This is a genomic window from Ditibartonella apis (assembly GCF_001952075.1).
GTDB lineage: Bacteria > Pseudomonadota > Alphaproteobacteria > Rhizobiales > Rhizobiaceae > Bartonella > Bartonella apis.
In genome coordinates, this window is sequence record NZ_LXYU01000003.1 from 468,410 (window position 1) to 487,746 (window position 19,337).

Sequence of the window (19,337 nt, forward strand, 5' to 3'; positions counted from 1 at the left end):
ATGCCACATTTTCTCAATGCGCGCGTCACACATCTGGAAATGTACGAGCGACCGAACATAACCGTGCCGTCGCCGCTCAATATGCAAATTGCGATAATGCGTGCCCATCATATGCCTGTTCATTTCTACCGTTATCTCTATGAGCAGATTGGTAAGGCGCATCACTGGAATGTGCGTCGGAAGATGACCGATGATGCGTTGCGCGACCTCATACAGTCGGAAAATACCGTTATACAGATTCTTTATGTCGATGGTTGTCCGGCGGGATTTGCAGAAACAAATCTGAAAGAATTGCCGAAGTCGGCCGAAATTGTATATTTTGGTCTTGTTCCGGATTATCAGGGTAGGGGATTATCCTATTTCTTTTTCAATGAAATTTTGCATTCCGTGTGGGAAACAAATCCGGATAAAGTCATCATTCAAACTAATACATTGGATAGCCCGCGAGCTTTGCAGCTTTATCAAAAATGCGGCTTCACGCCGGTGAGCTATAATGATGTTATGATTGAGCGTTGGGATTGATTGTCCGGATAAATAGTCCGACTGTTATCATACCGTTACAGCCCAATTTGGTGAGTCAAATGACAAACCGGATTCATTCTGGCAATATAATTGCACGCAGGCTTGCTTATTTCCTGATGTGCGCCCTAATAACGGGATCATAAACATTCACTAATCGAATAATTATAGCGAAAGCGTGCATACTCTTCCAAAAGATTGATTTTTAGAAATATTTTTCATCAATCCCACGCTTTTCCTGCAATGGCTTCTTCTTACGGCGGCGAGAAGCGTACTTCCCTTACGTAACCTGTATTCCGAAACTTATAATCTCTGTTTTCCAAAACAGGTACGGGCAGACAGAGTTAGTGCAAACTTCCGACACCGAGCAATTGTTCGATAACATCATGTTGACCGGATAATTCAACAGGTGTGCCGGACCATGCAATTTTCCCTCGTTCAAGAATGATTGCATGTTCGGCAAACTCTAATGCCGGTTCAATACGCTGTTCGACCAATAGCACTGTCATATCATGGGTTTTCCCCATTTGTGCAAAAGCGTGCATCAATTCTTCGCAGATGACGGGTGCCAAACCTTCCAACGGCTCGTCAAGGAGAAGAACTTTCGGCTGTCCCAACATAGTGCGGGCGGTTGAAAGCATTTGTTGTTCTCCTCCGGAAAGTTGGCCGCCGAGATTTTTTCGCCTTTCTTTCAGCCGAGGAAACATGGTGTAAGCTTCCTCAATGGCTGATACAGAACGTTTTTTTAAACCGGTCATGAGATTTTCTTCAACTGTGAGGGTTGGAAAAATATCACGCGTCTGCGGGACATATCCAAGACCTGCCATAGCTCTTTCCGAGGTCGAAAAGCTTGTCACATCGGTGTCGCCCAACATGATGCGCCCGCCGAGATAGCGTGTCAGACCGGCGATTGATGCAAATAGTGTTGTTTTACCAACTCCATTTCTTCCCAAAATGGCAAGACGGGAGCCTTTGTCCACCGTAAAGCTGACGTTCTCAATGACTTTTGTCGGCCCGTAGCCGGCTTCGAGCTGCTCTATTTTCAACGACAATGCCGTCATTGCGCATAACTCCCCAAATAGGCAATGCGCACGCGCGCATTGTTGACGACATCTTTTGGTGAACCGTCAAATATCACTGCACCGGCGGCAAGAACTATGACGCGGCTTGCAAATCTGAACACAAGATCCATGTCATGTTCGATCATGAGAACAGAAAGATCTTCCGGTAAACGGGCGAGAGCATCTTCGATGCGTCCGGTTTCACTCTGTGGTACACCGGCGGCCGGTTCATCCAATAATAAAACTTTGGGGCGCAAAGCCAAAGCCAAAGCGATTTCAAGCAAGCGTTGTTGGCCATAGGCCAGATTGGCAACCTTTATCCTTGCGAGCGTTTGTAAGCCGAGCGTGGAGAGGATTTCATTGATTTCGTCCATAATATGGGACATGCGACGATAATTGCCAAATATATAGCGAGCTTTTCCTTCCACTTGTAACAATGCAAGCGCAATATGTTCTTCCGGTGTCATATCGCGGAACAGGCGAGTAATCTGGAAACTTCGTACCAACCCTTTCCGGACGCGTGAAATTGCATTTACAGACGTGATATTTTCGTCGTCGAGAAAAACGCCGCCACTATCAGGTCTGAGGTGACCGGTTACCAGATTGACGAAAGTTGTTTTTCCTGCACCATTGGGGCCAATCAATGCAACGCGATCGCCTTTATCCAATCCGATTGAAACATTATCCGTTACTGTCAAACCGCCAAAACTCTTCTTCAGGTTCGAGACCTCAAAAATCTTGCTCATTTTTCTTTTCCCCTCAAGCGGTTGAGCCATAGGGTAAAAAGTCCGAAAAGGCCTTTTGGTGCAAAAAGGACAGCAACAATCAACAATATTCCGACAATCGACATCCAGTAAAACGGATTGATAGCGGAGATAATATTTTCAAACCAGAGGTAAACAGCCGAGCCTATGAGCGCACCATAAAGTGTTCCGGTTCCTCCGATAACAAGCATAACCAATGCTTCTGCCGACATTGTGAAGCTCAGACTGTCCAAACCGACCACCTCGGTAGAAATTGCGTTCAACGCTCCACCAATACCGGCAACGGCGCCGGAGATGATAAACATTACCATTTCATTTGAGCGGACTGAGGCTCCCATTGCTTCGATGCGGACAGGGTCCTCTTTGATGCCGCGACACAACATACCGAAAGGTGACCGGACAATGAGGCTAAGCAAACCGATAACCACAACCAGCAAAGCGGCCGAATAGAAGAATGCTGTGACCCCCCATAAATCGAACTCGAACATGCCGAAGAGGGGGCTCACGGTAATCCCCGAAAGACCATCACTGCCGCCGGTCCATGACGATGCTTTGTTGGCAAATTCGTGAAAGAGGTGAACCACGGCAATAGAGAGAACCAATTGCGCCAGACCTTTAGCTCGAAGGATAATCAATGCGGAAAAAAATCCTGCTATGGCACCTGCAGAGAGGCCAACGATTGTCATTAAAATCGGATCTGTTATGGAAAAGCGCACCGAAGCGATGCCCGCAGCATATGCACCGGCACCAAAAAGTGCAGCGTGGCCAAGTGTGGCTATTCCACAATAACCGGTTACCAGATCCAATGACAGAACGAGTAAAGCAATAGAGATAATCCGTGTGAAAAGTGCGAGATTATCAGGAAAGAAAAAATAAACCGCGGCGGTAAATATTGCAATAATACCAACAGCTGAAAGTATAGAACGGTCGCGGTTCGGGGTTGCTTGTAAAACGTTTATATTCGACATTTATTTCATCCTCCCGGCCAGTCCGCGAGGAAACAGCGTAACAATGAAAATAACAGCAAAATAAAAGAAGAATTCACCGAATTCCGGCGCGATATATCGACCTGTTGTGTCAATGACACCGAGCAACAGGCTGGAAAAAAGTGCACCGGGAATGGAACCGGCACCGCCGATGGAAACAACTACCAGAAATACAACCATGTAACGCAGTGCATAATAGGGATCGAGTGGGAGGAGTTCGGAACCGATGATTCCACCCATTGCAGCAAGGCCGATAGCAATGGCGAAACTTACCGCATAAATGATCTGTGTTCTTATTCCCAGCGCTTGAGCCATATTAGCATTATCGACAGCAGCGCGTAATTTTATTCCGAAATTGGTTTTCTCGATGAGAAACCATAAGCCTGCCGCAACAACCATGCCGATGACGATCAGAAACAAACGTTGTTTTGGCAATGCGCGAAAACCGATGTCGACCGAACCGGTTAGAAAATCGGGTAAGGGAATGGTTTTCAGCGTCGGACCTGCAACATAATTTGTGACACCGATGACAAGAAAGGTGATGCCGATTGTCATTAACACCTGTGTGAGTTCCGGTGCGCCATAGATTTTGCGATAGAGAAATCGTTCGGCGGGAATGGCAATGAGAATTGTCAGAACAATTGCAAGGATCATTGCAACAAAATAATGAAGCCTCAATTCCGTAACGCCGTAAGAGGCAAGGTATCCACCGATCATGGCAAAAGCACCATGCGCGAGATTAACCACGCGCATGAGTCCGAGCGTGACAGAAAGCCCGATGGAAATAATAAAAAGAATGGTTCCATAGGCAAAAGCGTCAATCGCAATGCTCGCTAAAGTTTCCATAACTTCCTCCCGCAAAAACGCGTTTAATCGGCGTTTTTCAAGCCCGGATCACCTTGATGCTCAAAGGTGCGGATTTCTTTATTATAATAGGTTCCGTCTTCCGCTTTCGTTACTTCGCGCAAATAGATGTTTTGTGTGATGTGGCGGGTTTTCGGGTCGATAGTCACTGGACCGCGGGGGCTCATCCAACTCATTCCTTTGACTGCTTCAACAGCTTTTTCCGCGTCTTTCTTGCCATTGGTCGCTTCAATCATTTTGTAAATGACATGTATCGCGTCATAAGCACCGACAGATGTGAAATTCAGCTCTTCGGGTTTGCCAATCGCTTTTCTGGCGTGTTCGACAAAGGTTCGGTTTTCAGCAGAGTCATGTGATGTTGTGTAATGGAAAGTTGTAAGTGTACCGAGCGCGTTTTCTCCTAAAGCCGGTAAATCGGCATCCTGCAGGAGATCACCCGGTGCAAAAAACTGGATATTTGCAGCCTTTACGCCATTATCGACATACGACTTCATAAAACTCAAGGTTGTCGGGCCTGCCGGTAAAAAAGTAAAAACGCCTTCTGCTCCTGAATCTTTTATACGTTGCATAACCGGACTGAAGTCATTTGTTGTCAGAGGTACACGAAGCGACTGAACGATTTTTCCTCCGGCTTTTTCGTAGGCCTCTTTAAACGCGGTTTCAGCGTCGATACCGGGACCATAATCGGCCACCACTGTGGTTATTTTTTTCGCCCCTTTGTCAAAGGCAACTTGTCCCAAGGGATATGAGACCTGCCATTGGGTAAAGGAAGTGCGCACAATATAGGGACTTTGTGTCATAATCGTCGAGGTGGCGGCGTTCATGATGACCAACGGCACATTGCCCTGTTTCAATAAAGGTGCCACTGCCATAGCATTGGGTGTGAAGAAAAAGCCGCCAATATATTGAACTTTTTCTTTGACAATCAATTCCTGTGCCAATGATTTCGATTGTGCCGGATCGGTAAGCGGCAAATCGCGATAGACAAACTGGATTTCGTGGTCACCAATTTTGGAACCATGGTCGGCAACATAGGTATCAATTCCGGCTTTAAAATTTTTCCCTTGCAACGCATAAGGGCCGGAAAAGGGGCCGATAATGCCGACTTTAATCGTATCGGCCGCCGCACCGGTTAATAAAAATCCGAAAAAAATGAGAAATGTGGCGATAAGTTTATTCATAATACCTCCCGAAATTATGATTCACTCGTTGATTGTCAGATTTTTAAAATGCGAGACCAGTATAGTTTTCGGCAAATACCGTTTGAGCTGATTGCGAAGAAACAAGATAATCATATTCCGTACGCTGCATACGCTGGTCGAATGCACTATAATCGGGAAAGCGATGCAACATCATTGTTGTCGCCCAGGAAAAACGTTCGGCTTTCCAGATACGAGCCAAAGCCTTTTGTGAATAATGATCGATTCCGGCAGTCGATTTTTCGGTATAAAATTCGATCAATGCATGGGAAAGATAGCGCACATCACTTGCGGCAAGGTTGAGCCCCTTGGCGCCGGTTGGCGGCACAATGTGGCCGGCGTCACCAGCAAGAAACAGACGGTCGAAGCGCAACGGTTCGGCTACAAACGAGCGTAACGGTGCGATGCTTTTTTCAAGACTGGGCCCCGTTTTCAATTTATCCGAAAGCGATTGGGGAATGCGGCGACGCAATTCATCATAAAAGGCTTCATCTGTCCAATCTTCGACATGATCTGTCAGAGGAACCTGAATATAATAACGGCTTCGTGTCAACGAACGTTGTGAGCATAATGCGAAACCACGCGGTGAATTCGAGTAGATAAGTTCGTCGTAAACCGGAGGTTGGTCGACCATAAGTCCCAGCCAGCCGAACGGGTAAACGCGCTCGTATTCTTTAACATATTCGGAAACAGTACGCCGGCTTACACCATGGAAACCGTCGCAACCGGCAATAAAATCACATTCGATAATGTGTTCCTTTCCACCCTTATGATAGCTTACGACAGCCTTATTGCCTTGATATTGGTCGATCGTGACATCTTCCGCTTCATAGACGCTGGGCGCGGCCGATTCTTTGCGTTTGTCCATAAGATCACGGGTCACCTCGGTTTGCCCGTAAACCATGACCGAACTTGAAACCAGCGATTTGAAATCTATTCTGTGACTATGCCCGTCATAGGCTAACATAACCCCGTGATGAACAAGCCCTTCGCTTTCCATGCGCTTTCCTGCACCAGCTTCATTGATGAGCTCGCGTGCACCATTTTCGAGAATACCGGCACGAATGCGGCCAAGAACATATTCGGGAGTTTTGCGCTCCAGAATAATCGTTTCAATGCCCTGATTGTGCAGGAGTTGCCCTAACAACAAACCTGCGGGGCCTGCACCGATAATGACAACTTGTGTTTTTTCCACCTTTTTCCTCCTCCATTTTATGACTGGATCGTCATCTTCATAAAAAATATTAAAGCACAACAAGAACAGCAGGGGCGAACAGAGGGGTAACCGACATTCTCCGCTGCTATTTCTTTATTCTTCAGTGTGCCGTACAGATGCCCGTTCGTTTACTCGGTTGATTGCCCCTTGTTCTCCCGCAATCTCATCGCGATAACGGGTACTAGGTTCTCACCTCCTGAAATGATATTGTTTCCATTAGCTGCCGCATCTCTAACAAAGCTCCTCCCGATGTCACCGCCATTTGCGGCAAAACCAGCCATTCGAGGCTCCATGCAGCGCCCGATCTTTCATTTTCATGGATGAGCGATTGTGCAATTGTGCCGAGAAGTCCGGCTTGCAGCCGCGCTATAGACACGAGAATTTCAGCCTTAACAGGATTGTTTTTATGAGGCATTGCAGAAGATGTTCCGCTCTTTGCCAGCGCGATTGCGTGTACTTCGTTTTGCGCCATTAAAACAATATCCTGACCGATTTTTCCGAGTGTTCCCGCAATGAGACAGAATGTTTCGGCAATGTCGATAATCCGGCTACGGTCCGTCTGCCAGCTATTTCCATAATTGAGATCAAGCTTTTCAGCCATCAAGCGGACAATATCGCGACTTTTCATGCCGAAATCTGAATTATTGCCGATTGCTCCGCCGGTTTGTACAGTAAAAAAAGTCGATTGCGCGTGGGAGAACCTCGTTTGATCGGCTAAAAGTGCATTCTTCCAGGACGAAAGCTTGTCGGAAACGGTCATCGGACGGGCAATTTGCATGCGTGTATGGGCGATATAAGTTTGCGTTCCGTAACGCTTTACCAAATCTCCAAGTAGCTCAAGAATTATGCTTAAAGATTGTTCCAATCTTTTAAAAACACGTTTTAACCTCAACATAAGTGCGGTGTCGACAATATCCTGACTAGTTGAACCTTTGTGGATTGACGTATCAAATGGCGCTTCGGCTTTTTTGCGAAGCTGTTTGACGAGTTCGGGAACGGGAACACCGTCACGTTGCATCGCTTGTTTTATGGCTGCAACATCGGGCTTGAAACCGGCGTAGAGTTTTTCAAGATAGGTTCCATGCGCTTCAGGAATAAATCCTGTTTCTTTCTGCGCAAATGCCAAGGCAGCTTCAACATCAATCATAGATTGCAATTCGGCGTCGATCGAAAACAGCTTTGAAATTTCGGGATCATCAACCAGACAATCAATCAGTTTTTCCAAAATTGCACACTCCCGATGGTTTCAAATTTTTTGTAACTTTGTAGCAAAGCCTTTTTATATTCGTTTTACGTCCAATTAGGCCAACGAACCTGTATGCTCTGTTTCGTTCAGCTTAAAAATTTCCGCATACAGAATTTGTCATCTATAAAAATATAGTTTTATCTTGATTCGTTCCGGTTTTTGACCGGTTGGTTTGCGACATATTGGTATGAGATCGTAATTTCAGAAATAGTTGACGCCAATGGAATGAAAAAACGTTCCATTGGCGGCCATGCTTTTCCAGCTTAAATATCCAGAAAAACAGTTTCATTTTCACCTTGAACGATAATATTGAAGGTGAAGACTGTGACATTATCTCGTTCGGATTTTTTTGCGATCAACGTATTGCGACGTTTTTCAGAATCAATCCGGTTGAGGAGGGGGTCTTGTTTGTTCAACTCCTCCATATCGGAAAAATACGCACGCGTATGAAGGCCGATATTGATACCTCGTGCGCCGACCCAAATCGTTATATGCGGTGCCTGTTTGCGTCCATCGGGGTAGGGAGTAACACCCGGCCGAATTGTTTCAAACCGGAAAAAAGCTTTATCGGCTGATGCCGGCTGCCGTCCCCATCCGGTGAAAGTCGGGTCGGCTTTGCCCCGCGTCTCGTTGACAGAATTATAAAGCCCGTTGGCATCGGCTTGCCAGATTTCAACCAAGGCGTCTTTAATCGGCTCGCCACCACCGTCAAAAACTTGTCCTTCGAGAATAATACGCTCGCCTTTTGTTTCATCTGTCAACATTATCGAACCGAGATCATGGGGATAGACACCATGAATGCCGACATAATTGGGTGTTGCACCGATATGGATGTAGGGGCCAACGGTTTGCGAGGGAGATTCTTTGAGATAATGGAGTTCCTGAACCATATTAATTGCCCTCCATACGATTTTCAAACATTGTCGAACGACGCCCGCGAAGCACAATGTCGAACTTATAAGCCAAAGCATCCATCGGTATTGTTGCATTGCGATCGAGTTTTGCGATCAGGCGGCCGATGGCTTCCGGGTCGGGAATTGTTTTGACAATCGGGCACTGCCAGATCATCGGATCACCTTCAAAATACATTTGGGTAATCAAACGTTGCGCAAATGCATGACCGAATATCGAAAAATGGATATGAGCCGGACGCCAATCATTCACACCATTCGGCCACGGATATGCACCCGGTTTTATTGTACGGAACATGTAGAAGCCGTTTTCATCGGTAATGGTGCGCCCGCATCCACCAAAATTCGGGTCAATCTCGGCAAGATAGGTTTCTTTTTTGTGCCTGTAACGGCCGCCGGCATTGGCTTGCCAGAATTCAAGTAAAGTACCGGGAACGCCGTTGCCGTTCTCGTCAAGAACGCGCCCGTAAACCACAATGCGCTGGCCAATCGGCGAACCTGTCTTGGCATAATTGCGGATAAGATCGTTATCCAGTTCACCAAGTATATCGTGGCCAAAAACCGGACCTGTCATTTCCGAGATCGTCGGTCCCAAAGAAAGCAAAGCATTACGCGGTGACCGCAAAACACTGGTTTTGTATTGAGGTGTATATGCCGGTGGATGCCAATCTCTATCCCGCTGGATGAAACGTCCATTCATTTTTTCCTCCTCTTATCAATTCAACTATTGCTGAACACCAAGTTTCAGTAATTCCCTCTTGGCAATCTTGATTGCGCTATTGGCGCTTGGAACGCCCGCATAAACCGCCACATGCATGAGTGTTTCAATGATGTCCTGAGCGGTAGCACCGGTGTTTTGCGTGGCATTGACGTGCATGGCAAATTCTTCCTCGTGTCCCAAAGCTGCCAATAAAGCCAATGTCACAATCGAACGTTCCCGTTTGCTGAAGTGTGGACGGGACCATAAACTGCCCCATGCGCCCTCTGTTATGAATGTCTGGAAATCGTTATCAAACGGCGTTGTATTGGCTACAGCCCTGTCAACATAGGAATCCCCAAGCACCTGCCTGCGCGTAAGCATACCTTTTTCATAACGCTCGTTTTTTCCATTTTCAGCCATGCAATTTCTCCGAGATAAAACTTCTCAATGCCTTTATTGTAAGCTCCGGCTGCTCTATACATGGCAGATGTCCGCAAGCAGCGATGGTTTGATAATCAGCATTGGCAATGAGATCAGCCGTTTGTTTGACCAATTGCGGTGGTGTCGACAGGTCGTTTTCTCCGACAATAACCAGTGTTGGCAATTTCAATTCAGCAGTCTGTGATGTGAGATCACTATCACGCAATGCAAAACAGGTGGCGCAATAGGCTTTGGAACTGGTCCGTTCCAACATATTGCGGTAGCACGCATAAGCATCGGGTCTTTTCTGCTTGAAATCGTGTGTTAGCCAGCGAGTCATGATATTTTTGCCGACAGCGGGAATTCCCCGTTCACGAATAATGGCAATCCTCTCGTTCCATGATTTATCGTCGCCAATTTTTGCAGCCGTATCCATCAATACAAGTCCGGCAACTTTTTCCGGATGATGATAAGCAAAATTTTGTGCGATAAGCCCGCCTACCGATAGTCCCACGAGTATGAGGTCGTCTTTCCATGAGACAGCATTGAGGAGTTCAAACAAATCTTTGGTTAGAAGATCAATCGAATAAGCTTCCTCTTCACCACCGGAAAGTCCATGACCCCGCTTGTCGTAACAAAGGCACCGGTAATCCTTTGAAAGATCGGTAACGACATCATCCCAAATGCGTAAATCTGTACCCAGCGAATTGATAAAGACGATGTGACGACATTTATCAGCACCGCTTATAGAATAATTTACCGCTATGTCATTTGCAAAACAGAATTTCATATCGTCCCCTCCAATTATTACTTTAAAAAAATTAAATGATTATGTAAAATGATAAATTATGCTTGTAATATAACTAATGGGTTATAAAAATGATAGCCTTCCAACAGATCAGGCTTCGCCATTTGAAGACGTTTCAAGAAGTTGCGAGGCAGAAAAGTATAAGTGCTGCTGCAGATGCATTGGCAATTACACAACCCGGCGTTTCCAAGACCATTCGCGAATTAGAAACCATTCTTGATACAGAACTTTTCGACCGCAGTCATAGAACACTCCGTCTGACACCGGTTGGCAAGCGCTTTTTGACGCATATAGAAAATTCTATGCTGGCATTGCGTTTGGGCGTCGAAGAAATTGAAGAGACGCACTCGCCGGAAGCAAAGCCGCTTCATATTGGTGCATTGCCAACTGTGTCTGCGCGTCTGTTACCAAAAGCTATACAACGTTATATTGCTCGTAAAATAGGAGGCAGGCCGGTTATCGTAACGGGACCGAATAATTATCTGATCAATCAGTTACGCGATGGCAGGGTTGATATTGTCATAGGCCGGATGGGCGAACCATCAGAAATGATCGGATTGCGTTTCGAGCATCTTTATTCGGAAAAAATCTGTTTTGCAGTACGTCCGGAACACCCGCTTTTGAAACGAACCAATTTCGATCTTGCAGCGATGGGGCAATATGATTTTATTCTGCCAACCCAACAATCGATTATTCGTCCGGCAGTAGAAAAACTATTGCTGATTTCTGATATGCCTCGCCTCAATATTGTTGCAGAAACTGTCTCGACTGCTTTTGGCCGTTCGTATACGCGTTCGAGTGATGCGATATGGGTGATTTCCGAAGGGGTCGTTCTGGAAGATATTCGTGCTGGTTCTTTAGTGGCCTTGCCGTTTGATACGTCCGAAACTTTGGGCCCGGTAGGAATGACATTGCGAACGGAAAGCAATATTTCACCGGCTCTTGAATTTGTGATGAATGATATCCGTAGCGAAGCAAACAATTTTCATCCTTGATGCGGGATCAAGAAAAACTTTAACTATCGTGTTTTTAAACAGTTTTTCATCAACAACGAAAGGAATGGAATGCTGTGTCGAAAACCTGGCGCAATGGAATTTGGTAAATTCGGCTAATACTGGTTATGATTATTGAAAGAGGCCTATGCGTCGGTATTGAAGCGGCGCATTGGCATGACTTGCTTGCTCTCCCAACTGTTTGATTTTCTTGTGAAATGGCGATTTGATGCAGGCAGGGTCGGTTGCTGAAGCATCGCCTGCTAATGCCAGTGCCTGGCAACGGCAGCCACCAAAATCTATATCGCGCCTCTTGCAGGAACGGCATGGTTCCGGCATCCAATCAAAACCGCGATACGCGTTGAACGCACTTGAATTATGCCAGATTTCGGAAAGTGTTTTTTCTCCAAATTTATCAAACTGTAATGTTTTAATGGTTCTTGCAGCATGACAGGGTAAAACTGTACCGTCAGGGATAACGACAAATGCATCGCGAGCCCAGCCACCCATACAGGGCTTCGGGTAATCGGCAAAATAGTCGGGAATGACATAGTCTATATTGATAACACCCCGTAGCTTTTCGCGATATTTTTCGACCTTTTCCATCTGTTTTTCAAAGTCTTCACGCTTGGGCATCAAAGCGTTGCGATTGAGTAATGCCCACCCGGAATATTGAACATTGGCGATTTCTATGCGTTCGGCGTCGAGCTCGAGAGCAAGATTGAAATAGGCGTCAAGCTCGTCGATATTGTAGCGATGGATCGGCGCATTCAAAGTGAGTGGCAGGCCGAGTTTACGGACAAGTTTTGCTGTCGCGATTTTCTTCTCATATGCGCCTTTATAATGGCCTATCAATTCTGTCGTTTGCGGCGTTGTGCCCTGTAGCGATAGTTGTACGTGATCAAGGCCTGCTTCTTTTAGAGCTTCCAAGGTTGCTTCCGATAAAGCAACGCCGGCGGTAATAAGGTTCGAGTAAATGCCGCTATCGTGAACGGCAGCAACAATCTCTACAAGATCTTTTCGCAATGTCGGTTCGCCACCGGACAAATGCGCTTGTAACACGCCGAGTTTTGCTGCTTCTTTGAAAAGCTGTTCCCAAAAGTTTTTATCCTGTTCCTGATCGGCTTTCATGAGTTCCAGAGGGTTGGAACAATAGGGACATTGAAGCGGGCATCGATAAGTGAGTTCTGCCAGCATACTGATGGGAGGGAAAATTTCTACAGTCATATTTTTACGACAAGTTGGTCGGCCCAATCTTGTAAAAAGGAGTAAACATCGTCAATGATTTCGTGAACCGGAGCATCATAGGTTTCGGATAGAGAAAGAGCAATTTCGTGTGCAGTTCTCTTTCCGTCACAAAGCCGCAATATATCAAGTCCGATTTCATTCGGCCAAAACACTTTTTCCGGTGAAAGCAGCGCATAAGCTTTTCTCACCGGTTCATATTGGATTCGCACGTGATGGAACAATTCCGGGCGACTTTCGTCGCTCAGAATTTTTCTTTGTTTTGTCAAACGGTTCGTCATCATTCGTTTGATGTACCACGAAAAGCGCCGGGGGGAATGCGTCCGGCTTCTCCGTAAGCATAATCCAGCGCATCAAGCATTGACCAGAGCACACCGGTTTTAAAGATCAAAGCATCTATGACGGCCTGCTGTTTTTCGGGCGTATTTGCATGTTCGCGCACATAGGCCAATGAAAAACTTGAATCCTTCGGTGCCTGCGTCAATCTCGGTTTGAAATAGGCCAATGTCTCTTCGCTCACATAAGGATATTTTGACAAAATACCCGGAACACGTTCGGCAATGATTGTCGGTGAAAACAACTCCGTTAATGAAGAGGCAACACCTTCGAGAAGCGGCCTTTGGCGGCAGAAGTTGACATAAGCTTCGACAGCAAAACGCGTTGACCAAAGAGCCTGTCTTTCGCTTTTGACCACCTCTTCATCAAGTCCCAAACCGGTGGCAAGTTTCAACCAGCGCGCAACGCCGCCATCCAGTCCGTTTGTGCCATCATGATCGCTAATTCTGCGGCGCCATTCAGCACGAAAAACCGGATCTTTGGAATTCATCAGAATTGCCGCATCCTTTCGCGGAATGGCTGCCTGATAACAATAGCGGTTCAATGCCCAGGCTTGAAGTTGCAATTTCGTCATTTTGCCAGCCATCATCATTTTATGATGGGGGTGGTTGATATGGTAACGTTCTTTCCCGATCTGACGTAGTATTTTTTCAAGCTCGTCAGGTGTCAAGCCATTGCGGGCGATATTATGATAATCAGTCAAAATTTATCTCCATTCCGTCAAATGCAACTTCCCAGCCGGATTGTTCGACTTCATGACGTTCAGCCGAATGATCATCAAGGACCGGATTACTATTGTTGATATGAATAAATATTTTTCTAGAAACTTTTGCGTTACGCCAGGCTTCGATAGCGCCGTCTGAGCCCGATATCGACATATGGCCCATACGTTGTCCGGTTTTGGGGCCAAGGCCGGCTTTTATCATCTCGTCATCGCGAAATAACGTGCCGTCAAAAAACAGGCAATCGCTATTTTCTGTTTGATTTTTGACCAAGGAACTTACCCTTGCACAACCCGGAATATAGGAAACCGAGCGATTGTTTTCCTTGTCAAAAATTCTGACGCCGATTGTATCTTCAGTTTCCGAACCAAAATTCTTTTTCTTCTTGTCTTCCAGAAAAAGTGCAATTTTCCCCGGAACAGGAAAAGCCCTGATCTCGAGGCCGGTAGGTTCATTATTGACATCGGAAATCTTGGTTAACCTGTTAAGCGGCAATATTATTTTCTTGACTATTGCCGGATCCAGAATGTTGAAAACGGGATTATTGTCGAGCACATTGATAACCCGTTCTGTTGCGTAAATGACAAATGGTTCTCTTTCCCGCATCGTCAAAAGGCCGGCGATATGATCAATATCGGCATTGGTGAGAACGACTGCTGAAATCGGTGTCGAACGCAACAGTCCATTCGGGTCGGGGAAAAGTTCCGGAGTCGAATTGATTTGCTGGCGTAAATCGGGCGAGGCGTTGAAGAGGATCCAATGTTTTTTATCTACCGAGGCAATGATGCTTGATTGCGTGCGAGGTAAAAAACCCGGTTGATGATTGCGCGCATTGCGGCTCAGATAATAATTGCAATTCCATTGCGGAAAGCCGCCGCCTGCTGCTGATCCTAAAACTTTAATATACATAATGAATTGTCTGATTTGGCATTTTTTTGACTTGGCGATATTGCCAAAACTTTGAAACAACCGGCATTAGAAATATTCTGCAAAAATATTGAAGATGAATATCCGGTCAATTCATATTTTTAACTTTACGGGTTAAATGCCGAAATGTTGTATCAGCCGACATAAAACCGAATGAAGTGCTACGCCTGCAGAAAAAGTCTGCAGGCGTAGCGGTCATATTAACGTTTGTTCTTTACTTCCGCCGGCAAGTAACGGGAAATTTCCATTCCTGCAGCAACTTGACACATAGACGGTTTTTTCCATGTTTTTTTCACGATTTTTCTCCTTCAATATTCGGGTTTATTGCTTCTGCCGGATAGACCGGAAGAAGCCTTTTAAAAAGGGCAGAATGTCCCTTTTATTTGTTATCCGGCAAACTATAGGCGATGACCAGATCGGAACGGTTTTTGTTGGTTCCTGTGCGTGTGGCACCACCCACAACGGCAACGATATACTGTTTTCCATCTTTGCCGATATATGACATTGGTGCACCTTGTCCACCAACGGGCAGGCGCCCGCGCCAGAGTTCTTTTCCTGTGTCGCTATCAAATGCACGGATGTAATAATCAAGCGAACCATGGAAGAAGGTCAATCCACCACCGGTAACAAGCGGTCCGCCCATTGTCGGCATCCCGAGCGGAATGTAAACACCGGGGACAAATCCATGAACCGGTGCATCCTGAATGGAACCAAGCGGTACCTGCCATTTTGTTTTTCCGGTAACAAGGTCGATAGCCGTCAATGAACCGAATGGCGGTTTAAAGCACGGTACACCAAGTGGCGAAACGAACATAGAGCGTTCAACACCCCAAGGAGTGCCGGTTTGCGTTGAATATTCGCCTTCTGTGGTCGGCTTCAAACCGATTTTCTTGGCAACATCCTGTTTAATGAAACGGCCCCATTGTGCCATGCGGATATCATTGACGATAAGCGTACCGGTTGCAGCGTCAATAGCGCCGCCACCCCAGTTCATGCCACCGTAATAGCCGGGGAAAATAAGAGTCCGTTTCTTATCCGATAATGGTGTCCATTCACCTTCCCAACGCATCGATTTGAATGCGATACGGCAAACGAGCTGATCGAAGATTGTGGCACCCCACATATCGGATTCTTTAAGTCTTTCAGTACCAACCGAAAGAGCCGAGAAAGGTTGTGTCGGTGCAACATTCATGCCTGGCATTGCATCTGTGGCTACAGCGCGTTGCTCGACCGGATAGACCGGTTGGCCATTGCGACGATCAAGTACAAAAATCTCGCCACGTTTTGTCAACTGGATGACAACCGGTACAACGGAACCATCGGGTCTTGGGAGATCATAAAGAATAGGCTGGGAAGAAACATCATAGTCGAACTGGTCGATATTGGCAGTTCTAAAATGCCAGGCTTCTTTACCTGTTTTTATGTCTACCGCGACGATAGAGTCGTTATATTCATCCGAATAAGGGTGGCGATTACCTGTCCAGAAGTCCGGTGTCTGATTACCTGTCGGGAAATAGACAAGGTGGAGCTTCGGATCATAGGCGGCTGTGCCCCAGAAATTCGGTGTTTCAGGCGCATAGGTCTGACCGGCTGGTAGCGGAGTGCTGTCTTTTGCACCGCGCGCTGCATCCCATGCCCAGAGAATTTTACCGGTAATGGCGTCAAAACCACGGACAACACCGGAAGGTTCACCAACCGTCAGGTTATCGTTCAAACGTCCACCAACGACAATTACGCCATCGGCAACAAGCGGAGCGGAGGTGATATTGTACGAGCCCTGATCGCTTGTCGGCGGCTCTTTTGTAAGACCTACAGTCAGGTCAACAAAACCATTGTCGCCGAAGCCGTCACAAAGCTTGCCGGTTTCCGCATCAAGTGTGAAGAGACGTGCGTCAATTGTGGTTACAACAATACGTTTGCGGCAAACTGTCGGAAGGGCAGCCTGACTATTGCTGCTGTGTTCATTATCACCGTTTGATGCTGAATGATTGGCAGCAGCTTGTTCATACTGCTCAGTGAGGTCCGTATAGCCAACGCCACGGCATCTCTTCCAGCCTTTTGTACTCTGGAAGATTTTCGGCTTCGGATCATATTTCCATTTTTCAGTTCCGGTTGTTGCATCAAGTGCAATAATCTTGTTGAGCGGCGTGCAAAGGTAAACTGTGTCATCCACTTTCAGCGGAGTGACCTGATATTCCGCTCCGTCGATTGCAAGATCGCCTGTATGATAAGTCCAGGCAACTTTCAAATCCTTGACGTTGGATTTGTTGATCTGGTCGAATTGTGCATAACGGTTGCCTTTGGTGTTGCGCCCCCATGCAGGCCAATCATTTCCACTGTCCTTGCCGGCATCGCTATAGACAACCGGTGACTTTTCGCCACTTGCTGTTACCAATGCATGCGGATGCGGCATATTGGCGAGAACCGCAATAACAGCGATGGCGAGTACAACAGAACTGATCGTTGCGAACATTGCTGAAAATGACTTTGAGCCATTTTTCTTGAGCAATGCCGGCGAAATAATGGAAACGACCAAAGCAAAAACAAGAAATACCATAATTCTTGGCACAAGTTGCCAAAAATCAAAGCCGACTTCCCAGAATGCCCATAAAAGATCAACTATGAGAAGTCCGTAGGCAACCCATAAAGCCGTTGAACGGCGTCTATAGACATCAAAGCCGATGACGATCATGGCTATACCCGCAATGGCATAAAACCAGGAACCGCCCAATGCTATGAGCCAAACACCTCCAAAGGTGAGCGCCAACCCTAAAAGTAGGGCAATAATACCAAGGACGCGAAGCGCCCAAACTTTCCAATTCGTCATTTATACTCCCAATCTTATTGGATTACCCCAGCGTTTAATCAAGTAACGAACAAATTTTCGGCGCATTGCTTCGCTAGATTTTGCCCGCTTGCTTAACCGACTAGCAATTACATTGAGAAAACAAAGGCCTAAAACCTTTCAAAATGCACTCAGCTTGAAAATACTTGGACCCTATTTAAGCTGCGACATTTTGTCTCTAATTTTGTCTAGTCTGACAATAGCAGAGCGGCAAGATGTGCTGCTTCACTAAAATGACGCAATTGAGGCAATTAAAACCTTGCCTTTTCAAATATTTGTTTTGCAAAAAATTTTAAATTCTGGCTGTTTCAGATGAGTACCGTGATTTCCCGCCAGAATCGGGGCTGCTGCGTTGGCTATCGCCCATGCGACTTGTGTATCGACATCCTGATCAAGAACGAAGTCAATCACGTCTTGTTGAAGAAGCAATTTGTGCTGATCACTCAATTCATGGCTGATCCACTTTGGCCGGTCGGGCATTTTTTTCAAAATATTGCCGATAGCGTCCGGTGAGTGGACTGTTGAATATATTCCTACGATATGATGCTTTTTGAATGTCTCGAGCACAATTCTACTCGTCATATCGTCATCTTCATTGGTTTCGTGAATGATGACCGGATAATGCTGGTCGATTATTTTCAGAAAGCCGACAACACGATCGCGATGTTCCCGCCTTTTCATAGAGCCTTGAATAACAAGAATCTCTCCGTCATCACGTAATATTCCATTCATCAACTGTCCGGCAGTTTGTCCCTGAACAAAATTGTCAACTCCGCCATAAAGATGGTCGACATCAATCGGTACGTCATTGACAATCGTGACAATTTGCTCGCCACGTTTCGCCACCTCACGAAGTGCAGGGATTGCAGCTTCATCCGATCCGGCTGCTATAATCAGTGCATTGCGTTGAAAAGGGGGCGTCAGAATTGCTCTATAAAGACCGTCATGGTCCCCTTCGGGAATGAGCGTACGGTGCAATGAAATATATGACGGTAAGTTGCGGGCGTGAATTTGCGCAAATGAATCAATTTCACCCCACAAGGGTGAATGGTTGTGGGGCCCGTTTTTAGGAATAATAAGTTCGATGCGGTATGTACCGTGCCAGAGATCCGGCAGAACGCGTTTTATGCCAAGTTCCCGCGCAGCAGCAATAATTTTTTTGCGGGTTGCTTCCGATACGCTTCCACGTTCGTTCAAAACACGATCGACCGTGCTTCGGCTCATCCCTGCCAGCCTTGCAATATCAGATGTGTTTACACGCTTAATGGCTGCTTTTCCCAGGTTTGAATAGGCTATGGCTGACAAAAACGCTCCTCCCGAAAATATATCCCGAAAATTGATATCGAAATTGCATTGAAGAAATATTGCAATCCTTTTTCAAAGACCTGAAAACACAGTGAAGCAGATCAAACGTGTCCGGAATTAGGAATATCTAGAATACGATGAGCTTTTCGATTGACGTTTTGCATCTCTTTAAAAATGGAGTTTAATAATAACATAAAGCTTGATTTGAAAATCTGTTTTCCCGCCCTGTAACAATTTTTTGAAGAGATGAAATATTTTTAGAAACAAATAT

The 19,337-nt window shown here is 46.1% G+C and carries 19 protein-coding genes; 2 read left to right on the forward strand and 17 right to left on the reverse strand.

What is annotated here, in order from left to right; translation table 11 throughout:
- Positions 1-522 (forward strand): GNAT family N-acetyltransferase, encoded by a 522-nt coding sequence (locus tag PEB0122_RS08950; protein ID WP_075868589.1) that lies wholly within the window; start codon positions 1-3, stop codon positions 520-522.
- 341 nt (positions 523-863) lie between these two features.
- Here the strand turns inward: PEB0122_RS08950 and PEB0122_RS08955 are convergent, their stop codons facing one another.
- From PEB0122_RS08955 to pcaD, 11 genes are all read right to left on the reverse strand, one after another.
- Positions 864-1,580, reverse strand: a complete 717-nt coding sequence (locus PEB0122_RS08955; protein ID WP_075868586.1) for an ABC transporter ATP-binding protein — start codon at positions 1,578-1,580, stop codon at positions 864-866.
- Complete coding sequence (locus PEB0122_RS08960; RefSeq protein ID WP_075916893.1) at positions 1,577-2,326, reverse strand: ABC transporter ATP-binding protein; 750 nt, start codon at positions 2,324-2,326, stop codon at positions 1,577-1,579. Before PEB0122_RS08960 ends, PEB0122_RS08955 begins: the two co-directional genes overlap by 4 nt.
- Positions 2,323-3,312, reverse strand: coding sequence for a branched-chain amino acid ABC transporter permease (locus PEB0122_RS08965; protein ID WP_075916810.1), 990 nt, complete (start codon positions 3,310-3,312; stop codon positions 2,323-2,325). The genes PEB0122_RS08960 and PEB0122_RS08965 overlap by 4 nt, the downstream gene beginning before the upstream one ends.
- Positions 3,313-4,176 (reverse strand): branched-chain amino acid ABC transporter permease, encoded by an 864-nt coding sequence (locus PEB0122_RS08970; RefSeq protein ID WP_075914257.1) that lies wholly within the window; start codon positions 4,174-4,176, stop codon positions 3,313-3,315. It abuts the gene before it with no gap.
- A gap of 23 nt (positions 4,177-4,199) precedes the next feature.
- On the reverse strand, positions 4,200-5,375 hold the full coding sequence (locus PEB0122_RS08975) for an ABC transporter substrate-binding protein (protein WP_075916812.1): 1,176 nt from the start codon (positions 5,373-5,375) through the stop codon (positions 4,200-4,202).
- Positions 5,376-5,418: 43 nt separating this feature from the next.
- Complete coding sequence (gene pobA, locus PEB0122_RS08980; RefSeq protein WP_075869818.1) at positions 5,419-6,588, reverse strand: 4-hydroxybenzoate 3-monooxygenase; 1,170 nt, start codon at positions 6,586-6,588, stop codon at positions 5,419-5,421.
- 202 nt (positions 6,589-6,790) lie between these two features.
- Positions 6,791-7,834, reverse strand: coding sequence for a 3-carboxy-cis,cis-muconate cycloisomerase (locus PEB0122_RS08985; RefSeq protein ID WP_158025430.1), 1,044 nt, complete (start codon positions 7,832-7,834; stop codon positions 6,791-6,793).
- 284 nt (positions 7,835-8,118) lie between these two features.
- Positions 8,119-8,745, reverse strand: coding sequence for a protocatechuate 3,4-dioxygenase subunit alpha (pcaG, locus tag PEB0122_RS08990; RefSeq protein WP_075916816.1), 627 nt, complete (start codon positions 8,743-8,745; stop codon positions 8,119-8,121).
- Between the two features lies 1 nt (position 8,746).
- Positions 8,747-9,466 (reverse strand): protocatechuate 3,4-dioxygenase subunit beta, encoded by a 720-nt coding sequence (gene pcaH, locus PEB0122_RS08995; protein WP_075916818.1) that lies wholly within the window; start codon positions 9,464-9,466, stop codon positions 8,747-8,749.
- 24 nt (positions 9,467-9,490) lie between these two features.
- Entirely contained in the window at positions 9,491-9,886 is a 396-nt protein-coding gene (gene pcaC, locus PEB0122_RS09000; RefSeq protein WP_075914269.1) for a 4-carboxymuconolactone decarboxylase, read from the reverse strand.
- Positions 9,879-10,676, reverse strand: coding sequence for a 3-oxoadipate enol-lactonase (gene pcaD / locus PEB0122_RS09005; RefSeq protein WP_075916820.1), 798 nt, complete (start codon positions 10,674-10,676; stop codon positions 9,879-9,881). Before pcaD ends, pcaC begins: the two co-directional genes overlap by 8 nt.
- An 89-nt stretch (positions 10,677-10,765) precedes the next feature.
- On the opposite strand from pcaD, the gene pcaQ reads away from it, so the two are divergent.
- Positions 10,766-11,689, forward strand: a complete 924-nt coding sequence (pcaQ, locus tag PEB0122_RS09010; protein WP_075916822.1) for a pca operon transcription factor PcaQ — start codon at positions 10,766-10,768, stop codon at positions 11,687-11,689.
- A gap of 129 nt (positions 11,690-11,818) precedes the next feature.
- On the opposite strand, the gene pqqE is transcribed toward pcaQ, so the two are convergent.
- From pqqE to PEB0122_RS09040, 6 genes are all read right to left on the reverse strand, one after another.
- Positions 11,819-12,913: a pyrroloquinoline quinone biosynthesis protein PqqE gene (pqqE, locus tag PEB0122_RS09015; protein WP_075916824.1), complete on the reverse strand. Its 1,095-nt coding sequence runs from the start codon at positions 12,911-12,913 to the stop codon at positions 11,819-11,821.
- Positions 12,910-13,215: a pyrroloquinoline quinone biosynthesis peptide chaperone PqqD gene (gene pqqD / locus PEB0122_RS09020; protein WP_143238824.1), complete on the reverse strand. Its 306-nt coding sequence runs from the start codon at positions 13,213-13,215 to the stop codon at positions 12,910-12,912. The genes pqqE and pqqD overlap by 4 nt, the downstream gene beginning before the upstream one ends.
- Complete coding sequence (pqqC, locus tag PEB0122_RS09025; protein WP_143238825.1) at positions 13,212-13,970, reverse strand: pyrroloquinoline-quinone synthase PqqC; 759 nt, start codon at positions 13,968-13,970, stop codon at positions 13,212-13,214. The genes pqqD and pqqC overlap by 4 nt, the downstream gene beginning before the upstream one ends.
- Positions 13,963-14,898 carry a pyrroloquinoline quinone biosynthesis protein PqqB gene (gene pqqB, locus PEB0122_RS09030; RefSeq protein ID WP_075916896.1) on the reverse strand — a complete coding sequence of 312 codons (936 nt, stop codon included), beginning with the start codon at positions 14,896-14,898 and terminating at the stop codon, positions 13,963-13,965. Before pqqB ends, pqqC begins: the two co-directional genes overlap by 8 nt.
- 397 nt (positions 14,899-15,295) lie before the next feature.
- Entirely contained in the window at positions 15,296-17,743 is a 2,448-nt protein-coding gene (locus tag PEB0122_RS09035) for a membrane-bound PQQ-dependent dehydrogenase, glucose/quinate/shikimate family (protein ID WP_075916826.1), read from the reverse strand.
- 285 nt (positions 17,744-18,028) lie between these two features.
- Positions 18,029-19,066, reverse strand: a complete 1,038-nt coding sequence (locus tag PEB0122_RS09040) for a LacI family DNA-binding transcriptional regulator (RefSeq protein ID WP_083650298.1) — start codon at positions 19,064-19,066, stop codon at positions 18,029-18,031.
- Positions 19,067-19,337: the final 271 nt, after the last annotated feature.